We start from the raw sequence: 12,695 nt of genomic DNA on the forward strand, positions 1-12,695 counted from the left end.
GCCGACGATAAGAAAAAAGCCGCCGTGGCTGCTGCAATTGCGAGAGCAAAAGCTAAAAAGTTACAAAAAGAAGGAAATAATCAGTCATGAAATTAACCATGGCCAGTTCGCCGCATAATCACAGCCATAAATCGTTAACGCGATTAATGCTTAGCGTTATTGCTGCGTGTATTCCTGGGCTAATTGCTCAAGTTTTCTTTTTTGGTACAGGTGTGCTTATTCAACTGGTACTAGCGCTTGTTGCTGTAAGCGTATTTGAAGCTGCAATAATGCTAATACGAAAGCGCCCTGTTTGGCCTGCATTAAGTGATGGCAGTGCGTGGCTTACTGCCGTGTTATTGGCACTGAGTATTCCACCACTTGCACCTTGGTGGATAATTATTATTGGCTGTTTATTTTCTATCGTTATCGTTAAGCAACTTTATGGCGGCCTTGGGTTTAACTTATTCAATCCAGCAATGGCGGCTTATGTACTGCTTTTAGTTTCGTTTCCGGTACAAATGACCGCATGGTTGCCAGTAACTGATTTAATAAATACACCAATAGGCTTTGCTGATCAGCTAAGGCTAATATTTACCGATTTTACGGCCTCTGGGTTTAGCCTAGATCAAGTGCGTGCAGGGGTTGATGGCCTAACAATGGCAACACCGCTGGATACCATTAAAACAGACATAGCACACGGTTTAACCGTTACCGAAAGTATGCAAAAGCCACTATTTAACGAATGGGCTGGCCTTGGTTGGGTGTGGGTTAACTTAGGATTTTTAGCGGGTGGTTTATATTTATTAAAAGCAAAAATAATTAACTGGCATATTCCTGTAAGTTTTATTGCAAGTTTAGCACTATGTAGTGCGATTGGTTATATTGCATCACCTGGTACAGAGCCGGGTACCCTATTTCACTTATTAAGTGGTGCCACAATGATGGGGGCCTTTTTTATAGCAACCGATCCGGTATCTGCAGCAACAACTAACAAAGGGCGCTTAATTTATGGCGCGCTAATTGGCTTACTAATTTATTTAATTCGTACCTTTGGTGGTTTTCCTGATGCCATCGCATTTAGCGTATTATTGATTAATATTGCAGTGCCGCTAATAGACTACTACACACAGCCACGTACTTATGGCCATGGAGCAGTAAAATGATCATTTCGTCAATGGCTAAAAATGGTGCTATTTTAACTGCGTTTGCGTTAGCAACGACGGGCTTAGTTGCCTCTATCAATGCACTTACTGCCGATAAAATTGCAGAGCAAGAACAACTACAACTTACTGCGCAGCTACAAGAAGTGCTCGACCCAAAATCGTACGACAATCAATTATCACAAGATTGCGTAATTATTACTGACGAAAAACTAGGCCCACACGCAAATCAAGTAATTTACCGTGCTCGTAAAAACAAGAAACCAGTCGCTGTTGTTATTAGGCATGTTACGCCAAACGGCTACAGTGGCGATATTAACTTATTAACAGCGGTATTGAGCGATGGCACTATTGCTGGCGTTCGTACGACTAAACACGAAGAAACCCCTGGTTTAGGTGACAAAGTCGAAGTTAAAAAATCACTTTGGATTACAACATTTAAAAGCTTAACGGTTGAAGGCGAAGAAGACGCTCGCTGGGCTGTAAAAAAAGATGGCGGCCAGTTTGATCAATTTACAGGCGCGACCATAACGCCCCGTGCTGTAGTGGGCTCTGTTAAAAATGCCGTATTGTTCGCACAAACTAATTTTGATGATATTTTTGCAGCACCTAATGCCGAATGTATGGAGGTAGCTAAATGAGTGAGTTAAAAACATTATACAAAGAAGGAGTATGGGTAAATAACCCTGCCCTTGTGCAGCTTTTAGGTTTATGCCCACTGCTTGCCGTTACCTCAACTGTAACAAATGCTTTAGGTTTAGGCTTAGCAACTTTACTCGTACTAATAGGCTCCAATGTTACCGTATCAATTGTGCGTAACTGGGTGCCAAAAGATATTCGTATACCTGTATTTGTCATGATCATCGCGGGCTTTGTAACTATAGTTCAATTACTTATGAACGCTTACACCTTTGGTTTGTATCAATCATTGGGGATTTTTATCCCGTTGATTGTAACTAACTGCGCCATTATTGGCCGCGCCGAAGCATACGCCTCTAAAAATCCTGTTCATTTATCAGCATTTGACGGCTTAATGATGGGCTTAGGCTTTATGATTGTGCTTGTTGTTTTAGGCGCAATGCGCGAACTAATTGGTCAAGGTACTTTATTTGATGGTGCCGACTTATTACTTGGCCCATGGGCACAGAGCTTGCGCATAGAAGTATTTAACTTTGATAACCAATTTTTACTGGCAATTTTACCACCGGGTGCCTTTTTAGGGCTTGGGTTACTTATTGCTGCAAAAAACGTAATTGACGCACAAATAAAATCAAAACAAGTTGCACCGCCAGAGGCTGAAAAAGGACCTCGAGCACGTGTTACTAGCTTAACTTAAGGGGAAAACGTATTAGAGCAACAATTAGCACTAATACGTTTTAAGTTGCATGAATAAAGAAAAACGTCACCAAATACTGTCGCGCCTGCGCGACGATAATCCACATCCAGTTACAGAGCTTGAATATTCAAGCCCATTTGAGTTACTCGTAGCAGTAACTCTTTCAGCACAAGCAACCGATGTAGGCGTTAATAAAGCCACTCGAAAGTTGTTTCCTGTGGCTAATACACCACAANAAGCCATTTTAGATATAGGCCACGACACACTGCGTGATTATATAAAAACCATTGGCTTATTTAATTCTAAAGCTGCCAACGTGTACAAAATGTGCCAAATTTTGGTGGATGAACATGACAGCATCGTGCCAGAAAATCGTGAAGCATTAGAAGCCCTACCAGGCGTTGGCCGTAAAACCGCTAATGTTGTACTCAACACTGCCTTTGGCTGGCTAAAAGATAATGAAGGTAGATACTTTTTAGCAGTAGATACTCACATCCAACGTCTTGCAAACCGTACTGGTTACGCTAAGGGTAAGACTGTTGAGCAGACTGAACAGGCTATAATTAAAAATACGCCAAATAAGAAAGAATTTATGTTTAACCTCCATCATTGGTTTATTTTACATGGGCGCTATACGTGTACAGCGAGAAAACCAAAATGTGGAAGTTGTATAATTGAGGATTTGTGTGACTATAAAGAGAAAACTGAGTCATAGTTAAGAGTAGTTATTTTTTAATTAGCATAAACCTTTTAACGGTCACATCTTTAGTTTCTATTTAAGAAGCTGGCGATTTGATTCTCATATGAGCCTTTATTCGGCCAGCACCAATTAAATTGAAAATTTGCGTTAACTTCAGAATAGTTTGAATTTAAGCGAGGTGTTGCAAATAGATTATGATTTATTAATTAGAGCCCAGCTAAAACCTAAAATTTAAATACGGAGTTAATTGGAAGCTATTTCCGGTTTGTGCCATAAGCCGACCTTGAGACACATAAAGATTAAGACTGCAAAGATACGAAAGCGGAAGTTAGCTTTTGCCTGTTTAACGACAAATATTCCGACAAAGCAGTCATGACTATTAGTTTATTGTTAAATCTAATCTTTCTTTTCGTTCATCTACTCAATAACCCCACGCTAAACGTGACTTTAGCGTGGGGTTAGAGTTCACAGTCATTTTATCTGGATAGCTCTTTTATTTTTTTCTCTGAAAACCAGCGATATAAAACAGGTAAAACAAATAATGTTAACAGTGTTGCAGTTACCAAGCCGCCAACAATAACACTCGCTAAGGGGCGCTGTATTTCTGCACCAACACCATTAGACATTAACATCGGTATCAAACCTAAAGCTGATGTTATAGCAGTCATAAGTACAGGTCTTAATCTTGAAGTAGCGCCTTCAAAAACGGCTTTAGATGCTTCTAGACCGTCTTTAATACGTTGGTTGATACTTTCTACCATAACGACCCCATTCAATACCGCTACACCAAATAAGGTAATAAAGCCAACGGAGCTTGGTACAGACAAGTATTGTCCAGATAAATATAAGGAGAAAACTCCGCCAATTACAGCAAGCGGCACGTTGACCAATATCAGCATAGCTTGACCAACAGAACCAAAGGCAAAGTAAAGTAGTAGTGCGATTAGTGCTAACGATAAAGGTACAACTATAGCTAACCTATTTTGAGCACGTTTTTGACTTTCGAACTGGCCGCCAATCGAAACAGAATAACCTGAAGGTAAGTCAACCTTTTCAGCAATTACCGTTCTGATATCGGCAACCACGCTTCCCATATCTCGATTTTGTACATTTGCTTGGATAACGACTCTTCGTTGTACATCATCGCGTCTAACTTGTGGTGGGCCTGACTCAAATGAGACTGAGGCTACGTCACCCAGTCGCACCCAAGCACCAGTAGGTGATTGAAGCCGAATATCAGCAATAGCTTCTTTGTTACTTCGGTACTCTTCCTCTATGCGAACGTAAATATCATAACGTTCATTACCATTGATTATTTGTCCGGCTTCAACACCACCAATACCATCACGCACAACCTCCATTATGTCACTCACAGACAATCCAAAGCGCGATAGTTCTTGCCTGTTAGGACTTATCACCAATTGCGCTTCACCAGCAATTTGCTCCAATGCAACATCCCTTGCACCTTCAATGTTTTTAATTGCTGTTTCTATTTCTTGACCTTTAGCCGCCAGTACCTCAAGTTCAGGCCCAAACAACTTTATCGCCAACTGAGCCTTAACACCAGATAGTAGCTCATCGACACGAGTCGCAATAGGTTGAGAAAAGTTGAGTAGCAACCCAGGGAATTCTTCTAAAGATCTCTCCATTTTTCCTTGAAGTTCATATCGATTAGATGCACTGGTCCACTCAGAAACAGGCTTCAACCCTATGTAAATTTCGATGTTATTCACAGGCTCTGGGTCTCCACCTATTTCTGCTCGACCAATTCGGCTTAATGCATAGGTTACTTCAGGGAAAGCCATTAGTTTTTCTTCTAGAATTGGTGCCACAGTGAGCGCGGTATCTAAACTGGAAGAAGGTGCAAGCGTTGCTCTTAAGTTTATCGTCCCTTCTTCTAACTCAGGTACAAATTCAGTACCAATTAATGGAACTAATGCAAAGGCAGAGAAAACTAATATAAGTGCGGCTGAAATGACTAATTTGGTGCGTTTTAGTGCGAATGTAAGCCCTTTTCTGTAGAGTTTGTCTAATGGCCTAAGAACAAAGCTTTCCCTCTCTTTTACACCTGACTTAAATAAATAAGTAGCTAAAGCGGGTACAACAAACAACGCAACCACAATAGCAGATATAACAGCTAAAATGATGCTTATTGCCATAGGTTGAAATAACTTTGCCTCAACACCTTCAAAGCTAAATAAAGGCGTAAATACGACTAAAATAATAGAAGCTGCAAAAAATACGGGACGAGCCACTTCTTTACCCGCATTTTGAAGACGTAACTTAATACCATGCTCATCTTGTTCTACATCATGTGGATCAGTATCAGCACTAGGCACTCTTTCTTTTACAGTTTTTAAATGGGTAGAGTCTGGTCTATTTAAATGCTTAAACATGTTTTCAACCATCACGACTGAACCATCAACTAGCATACCAATGGCTACGGCAATGCCACCCAATGACATAAGGTTTGCAGAAATGCCCCACCAAGCCATGATCATTAACGCGATACCAATTGAAATTGGAATAGATATTAGGACAAGGAAGGTTGCACGTATATTCATTAAAAATAGTGCTAATACAATACAGATGAAAATAAATGCTAGTAATAGTGCATCAACTACTGTATCAACGGCTTTTTCAATCAAATCAGCCTGATCATAAAATGGTTCAAAGCGAACACCTTTAGGCAATGCTTGATTAATTAATGGGATTCTTGCATTGATACCATCAATGGTGGCTTTAGTATTAGACCCCATGCGTTTTAAGACAATGCCAGAGACAACTTCACCTAAATTTTCGACTTTACCGTCTTCGGTTTTGCGCGTCATTGTGACAGCACCTTGACGAATTTCACTGCCCATTTCAACTTTAGCAATATCCGAAACCGTCACAACTGTCCCATCAACTGTTTTGACGGGAACTTGTTTGATATTACTAATACCAGCGTCACCACTTTCAAACCAACCTGCACCTCTAATAACAAGCTGCTCTTGCCCACGGTTCATATACCATCCGCCAACATTGGCATTGTTGTTATCTAGGGCACCAACAACGTCTTCTTGCGTTAGGTTATAAGAAAGAAGCTTAGATGGATCTACATTTACTTGGTACTGCCTAACAATACCTCCAAAGGAGAGTACATCAGTAACACCATCGACAGGCATAACGAGTAATTTTACTACCCAATCATTGAGACTCCTGAGTGCCATAGCATCATAGCCTGCATCTTTATCTGAAATAAGAAGGTACTGAAATACTTGGCCTAGCCCTGAGGTGTTTGGCCCCATTTCGGGTGTGCCGACACCTTCTGGTATCGTTCTTTTGCGGCTTGAAGACGCTCAAATACAAGTTGTCTTGCAAAGTAAATGTCGGTGCCTTCTTTGAAAACAACCGTGACGCCAGACAAGCCTGTTTTAGAAATTGAGCGCACTTGTTCTACATCAGGTAAGGCATACATGACCGCTTCAATGGGGTACGTAATGAGTTGTTCAACTTCTTCAGCAGCTAGTCCTGGCGCTTCAGTATTTACAGCAACTTGAACATTAGTAACATCAGGAAAGGCATCTAAATTTAGTTTTGGTATAACCATAATTGCGCCGACAATTGTGGCAAACAGCGCAATCAAAATCAGGAGTCTATTATTAACAGACCAATCTATTATTTTATTAAACATAGTCTTGCTCCTTAGTGGTTATGCGGATCAAATCCGCCTTTAGCGATTTCAGAAGCAACAAAAAATGCGCCTTTGGTTACAATTCGCGTCCCACTATCAAGGCCAATGATTTCCCTAAAATCACCTAAGGCTCGGCCTAGTTCTACTTCTACAGCTTTAAATTCTCCAGGGTGGTCTTCGACAAATACGGTCCAATCACCATCTGCGCTGCGGATCAATGCTTCTTCTGGCACAGCCATCACTTTCTGCTTTGTGGCAAACTGAAAGTAAACTTTTACAAACATACCTGAATGAAGGTTATCATCAGCATTCTGTACCCCCAATCTAATAATTCTTGTACGAGTTACGGGATCAATTGTATGGGCTTCTTGGATAACTTTGGCATTGTAACTCTGGCCTTCTAATTTAAGTACCGCAGGAGAATCAATTGATAAATTTAGCTTTTTATTTGGAGAAACTTTTGCTTCAACCCATAGTTGTTTTTCATCAGCTAACAACATGACTGAATCCCCAGCATCAACACGTTGCCCTTGGATAAAGTCGTCTTGAAGCACGACACCTTCACGGTGCGCCGTTAATGCATATTGCCCAAATGCTTTAATGTCTTTGTTAGAAATACCATTTATTGCTTTTTCAGTTAACCCTAAAGCAATGAGCTTGCCATAGCTCGCATTGTATGTTGTTTCAGCTTGTAATAATCGACTTTCACTCACCGTCTTATTACCCAGCTTTTTTACACGTTGCCATTCGGTTGAAGCGATTAAATAGTCAGCTTGTGCTTGTGCCATTGCTTCACTAAATAATGTAACTAACTTCTGACCTATTTCTACATACTCGCCAAGCGCTGCATGGCGACTGATAATGACTGACTCTGTACGTGGTGATACCACATAACTTTTATAGCCATTAGCTTTTATTTCGCCAGGTGCATATACGGAGCTAAATTGATATTCAGGCTTAACACTTTCCACTTTAATTTTAGCAAGCGACATCTTCTTTGGATCAATAGTGATACCTTCTTCATGTTCTTCTTCTCCCTCTTTATTACCACCTTCATGGCCGTGCTCGTCATGGTCACCTTTATCTTCTTCATGTCCCTTTTCGTGTTCATGCTCATCTTGATGTTCTTTTTCTTCTTGTTTCGAAACGTTTGTGACAGAACCAGTTCCATCTGACGACTGTGCAAAAGCATCATGATTTGTAGTAAACCCAACTAACAGGCTGCTAATTACTACGGCTAAAAATTTTTTACTAATTACTGTATTCATTTTTGTAACCTATATTTTTAATAAATTTAAGATTTCGTTTTTCGCTACTGAAAAAACAAAGCGCTCAAATCTCAAATTTGGATAACTGACCCATACTTAAAATGAAGGATATTTCTGCAAGCTTGAATTGATTTTCCAAACGTATTCCTGCATGAAGCCCTTCCGCACGTTGATTTAATGCAAGTAAGTAGTCAGAAGTATTAATATCACCAGCTTGCCAGCGCTTATTTAATAAGTTTTCGCTGCTATCTAATCTGCCTTTTGTCAGTTTTTGCCATTGCTCATAATATTTTCTACTGACATTAAGCGATTCATAATTAGCTTTTGCTTCAAAAGACTGCTTTCGATATACCGACTGAAAATTCGCCTCGGCTGCAATGGCTTCTGAATAAGCGGCTTTAACATTATCTGTATAGTTATTTCTGATGTTTAAAGGCATTGAAAAAGTCACACCAACCAAGTCTTCATCTCCACTTTTCCCTGCGCTAACGCCAATGGTTGGATTAGCTTTAGATTCCATAGTGGTTAGTTGAGCTTTAGATTGTTGTCCCTTCCATTTCGCTCTAGCAAGTTTAACTTTTGGATGTTCCTCAACCCACTGGGAGTTAAATGAGTAGCTTGTTGCTCCAAAAGTAAATGAAAACAAATTGGTAGTATTAGGCGTCCAATCAGGCAATAACTCCTGAACCTTTACCTCTGCATTTTTCAAAGCAATTTGAGACTCAGATATTTCACTAAAAATTTGCGACAAGTTTAAATAGACTAGCTCAGCGTCAAGTGGCTCTAGAAGTCCAGCTTTTCGTTTGTCTTCAACAATTCCAACGAGCGTTTGCAATTGCTCTTCTCTTTCTGAAAGTAACTGAGCAGCTTTTTTTGCTGCTTGCCAATTAACTAATGCAGTTAAGGCATTAGCCTTTTTAGAATCGAGTAGAGATAACAATTGTTGCTGGTTTGCATAAACATCAATTTCACCAATGGTTTTATTTGTTGATTGCTTATCCCAAAAATCTATCGTTTGACTGATACCAATAGAGTAATTATCAAAATCACCTTCTTTTTCATAGCTTGCTTCAAGCTCTGGGTTATATACGGCTTGAGTTAAGCTTTTGGCTCTATGATTACTTGCATTAAGTAACTCTTTAGCCGCAACAACTTCGGGATCTTTATTTATTTGACTATCTAGCCATGAAATACTTTTCTGTTTGCCATAAGTGGCAACTGAAAAACTCACAGCCATGCATAAAGACAGGGTTAAACCTGTATTTTTTAAAAATATATACATAAAACTTCTTAATTTTTTAATTTATAAACACGAACCCTTTATCCTTCTCATGGACAAATAGGTCATTAAAAATCAATCTAATTAAGAAATGGGTGGGCGAAGTATCGCTTCAAGGTAAGTATTTGTTTGATCAATTTGATAAGGCGTTTTATTGATAATGTTTAGTTTGCCCGTGGTATTTGAATTACTGACTAAAATCCAAGATAAGTGGCTGCCACTGCAATGACCGCAGTGATGACAATCTTTTTCATTATGCTGCTCATCACCTACATTATCATTTGAGACATTTCGATCATCTGCATGATCATGTTGAGTTTGAAGGTGCTCTATATCTATTTGGTGATTCTCAGATGTTGAGGATGCTACAGCAGTTAACGATTGTAAAACAATCGAAATAACCAAGAGCATTTTTAGTACAACATTAAGGTTCAAAGTTATCACCAGTTAAATATAGTATTTAAAATACTAGCAGAAACTATTTTCTTAAACTAGCTTTTCAATTCAGTTTCCACGCTTTTACATTAAATAATTTTTTATTTGACTCTATAGCCACTATAGATTTTATACTTATTTTAATATTATTACGGAGTGTTAAATATGTCAGAAAAATGTAGTGGTCAGTGTCAATCATCTTCTACCAATGAAGATGTAAAAATTGATACACAATTAGATAACTATAGTGGCGCGTTTGTCAGTACATTTAAAGTACCTCAAATGGACTGTCCTTCAGAAGAGAGATTGATTAGGTTAGCACTTGACTCAATTGAGCCTTCAGTTGGGTTGCAATTTGATATTCCTAGCCGTTTAGTCAAGGTTTTTCATGATGAAAATTTAGATGAGATAACAAAAAAATTACAACAACTCAATCTCGGTGCAGAGTTGGCATCAACTAAAGAAAGTTGCAGCACCGAAGCTGCAAAAGCAAAAGATCTAGCCCAAAAAAATGAGATGAAAGAAGCATCAACGCTAAAATGGTTGTTAGCCATTAATGGAGTCATGTTTTTTATAGAAGTAATTGCTGGGATTATTGCGCAATCTGCTGGCCTTATTGCCGACTCATTAGATATGTTTGCTGATGCTGCTGTTTATGGTTTAGCTATATATGCTGTCGGTAAAAGCATAAGCATGAAACTTAGAGCGGCACATATATCTGGTGTACTTCAAATTATTCTAGCGCTAGGTGCTTTGAGTGAAGTCGTAAGACGCTTTATTTACGGTAGTGAACCTATCTCTTCTTTAATGATGATATTTGGTGGAATAGCACTAATCGCTAACATTGCTTGTCTGTTTTTAATATTTGGCAACAAAGAAGACGGCGCTCATATGAAAGCGAGTTGGATTTTTTCCGCAAATGACGTAATCGCAAACGTAGGTGTAATCTTAGCTGGCTTATTAGTTACAGTAACTAGCAGCCGTTATCCAGATTTAGTGATTGGTTTGATTATTGCTGTTGTCGTTTTAAACGGTGCTCGCCGCATCTTACAGCTAAAGTCTTAAGTAGAAAGTAGTTAAAAGAATGCACCCGTCATATTTTAAACCATATATATCATACGTGATAATGATTTTAATCGCGGTGCAGTCTGTGTTTTTTTCGCAAGAAGAGATTGAAGGAAACTTAATTGAAAGTTCTTTTAATATATCACTAACTGAGTCTATTACCCCGCTAAAAGCTCCTGAAAGCTCTAATTTATTTGAGGAGGGTAATAGCCAAACTTTAATTGATAATTGTAATTTTTGTTGCTGCTGTCAGTTATTTTTAAATACAGATTCTTCTTGTAATATTTTACAAGCAATAGAATATTTCCCTACCTACGCCTTAGTTTCCCCTGAGCTAAAAGGCTATATCTCGGTGCCATTCCGCCCACCTAAATACGCCTAAATTTTATAGAAAATTAAGAAAGGTCAAATGTTAATGACCTAAATATCACATATAAATTTATAGGAAAGTATACATGGCACTTAATACCTGTGTGCATCGCAAGATAGCAATTTTAAGGTGTGTAACACCTCGGCTTAAATATATCGCGTTTCTCGCTTTGTCACTTTTTACATTTAATGTTTATGCCTTTGAGAAGCAGTTAAACCTTCAAGAGGCAATTCAGTGGACGCTTAAACAAAATCCAGAACTTAAAATATTTGATTTCAAGCAAACGGCATTAATTGGACGAGAACAAATCGCAAGTTTAAATCCTGCTTATGAACTAGAGCTTGAAGCTGAGAACTTTGCAGGCTCAGGTGAATTTAATACATTCGACAGTGCTGAATTAACAGTCGCTCTATCTTCGGTTATCGAAATGGGAGATAAACGCTCAGCGCGGATTGGAATTGTTTCAAAATCAAGAACACTACTCACTGCTGAAAAAGAAGTCTCTGCGCTTAATTTAATGGCTCAAGTCACTGAGAAGTACGTGGAAGTACTTGCAGCCCAACAAAGAGTTATATTGGCAGAAAATGCTTTGAGCTTAGCACAAGAAACCTTAGAGATTGTATCTCAGCGTAACCGCGCAGGTGCTACTCCTGAGGCTGAAGTGAAACGCTCAAAAGCAGTTATTGCTCAGGCTAACCTCACCCTTCAATCTGAACAAAAGCGCTTGGAATATCTAAAGCTTTCTTTATCAGCTTACTGGGGAGAAACATCAGTGTCATTCTCTAGAGTAACTGGAGATCTGTTTCAGTTTGGCAATGATAGTGATTTTAGTAGTCTCTTTGCGAAATTAGAGAAAAACCCTGCTATTCAAGTTTATGCAAGTGAGCAGCGACTAAAAGAGGCCGAGTTACAGTTGGCTAAAACAGAGTCAACGGCCAATATCAAATGGTCTGTTGGTGTTAGGCGCTCTCAAGAAGCCAATGATACGGCACTGGTCGCTGGCTTTAGCTTACCTTTGTTTGCTGAAAAGCGAAATTCTGGCGCAATCGCTAGTGCGCTAGCAGAGCGTGACCAAGTTGCCATAGAGAAAGAGGCGACTAAGTTAAGATTTAGAAATCACTTACTACGAGCATACTCCAATAGAAAACAAGCCATATTAACAGCTAATTCATTAAAGCAGTCGGTTATCCCAATGCTTGAAGATGCACTGGAAGATACTCAAGACGCCTATCAAAAAGGTCGATATGGATATCTTGATTATGTATCGGCTAGACAAGAGCTGTTAAATGCTCGGCGAACCCTTATTGACGCGGCATCTGCTGCCCTAATTTATGGCGCAGAGATAGAAAAACTAACAAACGAAGCGCTGTCACTCTAAATAAACATCACTTTAAGTTTAATAACAATTTATTGATTCAGTGATT

10 protein-coding genes and 1 pseudogene are annotated in these 12,695 nt (G+C 39.2%); 7 read left to right on the forward strand and 4 right to left on the reverse strand.

Annotated elements, in window-relative coordinates:
* Positions 1-86: 86 nt before the first annotated feature.
* Genes rsxD through nth form a run of 4 tightly spaced genes read left to right on the forward strand, consistent with a single transcriptional unit; the run spans position 87 to position 3,193 of the window.
* Positions 87-1,145, forward strand: a complete 1,059-nt coding sequence (gene rsxD, locus L656_RS0106130; RefSeq protein ID WP_024598534.1) for an electron transport complex subunit RsxD — start codon at positions 87-89, stop codon at positions 1,143-1,145.
* Positions 1,142-1,783: an electron transport complex subunit RsxG gene (gene rsxG / locus L656_RS0106135; RefSeq protein WP_024598535.1), complete on the forward strand. Its 642-nt coding sequence runs from the start codon at positions 1,142-1,144 to the stop codon at positions 1,781-1,783. Before rsxD ends, rsxG begins: the two co-directional genes overlap by 4 nt.
* Positions 1,780-2,478 (forward strand): electron transport complex subunit E, encoded by a 699-nt coding sequence (locus tag L656_RS0106140; protein ID WP_024598536.1) that lies wholly within the window; start codon positions 1,780-1,782, stop codon positions 2,476-2,478. The genes rsxG and L656_RS0106140 overlap by 4 nt, the downstream gene beginning before the upstream one ends.
* Positions 2,479-2,527: 49 nt before the next feature.
* A complete protein-coding gene (nth, locus tag L656_RS0106145; RefSeq protein ID WP_024598537.1) occupies positions 2,528-3,193 on the forward strand; it encodes an endonuclease III in 666 nt (221 codons plus the stop codon).
* A gap of 461 nt (positions 3,194-3,654) precedes the next feature.
* On the opposite strand, the pseudogene L656_RS01000000121980 reads toward nth, so the two are convergent.
* From L656_RS01000000121980 to L656_RS0106165, 4 genes and pseudogenes are all read right to left on the reverse strand, one after another.
* Positions 3,655-6,854: pseudogene (locus tag L656_RS01000000121980) on the reverse strand (efflux RND transporter permease subunit).
* An 11-nt stretch (positions 6,855-6,865) separates the two neighbouring features.
* Positions 6,866-8,122, reverse strand: coding sequence for an efflux RND transporter periplasmic adaptor subunit (locus L656_RS0106155; protein WP_010388432.1), 1,257 nt, complete (start codon positions 8,120-8,122; stop codon positions 6,866-6,868).
* Positions 8,123-8,186: 64 nt separating this feature from the next.
* Complete coding sequence (locus tag L656_RS0106160) at positions 8,187-9,404, reverse strand: TolC family protein (RefSeq protein WP_010388430.1); 1,218 nt, start codon at positions 9,402-9,404, stop codon at positions 8,187-8,189.
* A gap of 81 nt (positions 9,405-9,485) precedes the next feature.
* Positions 9,486-9,836, reverse strand: coding sequence for a hypothetical protein (locus tag L656_RS0106165; protein WP_010557528.1), 351 nt, complete (start codon positions 9,834-9,836; stop codon positions 9,486-9,488).
* A gap of 165 nt (positions 9,837-10,001) precedes the next feature.
* Between L656_RS0106165 and L656_RS0106170 the strand changes: the two genes are divergently transcribed.
* From L656_RS0106170 to L656_RS0106180, 3 genes are all read left to right on the forward strand, one after another.
* The gene (locus tag L656_RS0106170) at positions 10,002-10,901 is read left to right on the forward strand and encodes a cation transporter (protein WP_002962256.1); all 900 of its coding nucleotides are present in this window, start codon (positions 10,002-10,004) and stop codon (positions 10,899-10,901) included.
* 85 nt (positions 10,902-10,986) lie between these two features.
* Positions 10,987-11,283 (forward strand): hypothetical protein, encoded by a 297-nt coding sequence (locus L656_RS0106175; protein WP_232007049.1) that lies wholly within the window; start codon positions 10,987-10,989, stop codon positions 11,281-11,283.
* Between the two features lie 73 nt (positions 11,284-11,356).
* A complete protein-coding gene (locus L656_RS0106180) occupies positions 11,357-12,649 on the forward strand; it encodes a TolC family protein (protein WP_002962255.1) in 1,293 nt (430 codons plus the stop codon).
* Positions 12,650-12,695 lie beyond the last annotated feature (46 nt).

Origin of the sequence: Pseudoalteromonas sp. TAE56 (assembly GCF_000497955.1) — a bacterium.
Taxonomy (GTDB): Bacteria; Pseudomonadota; Gammaproteobacteria; order Enterobacterales; family Alteromonadaceae; genus Pseudoalteromonas.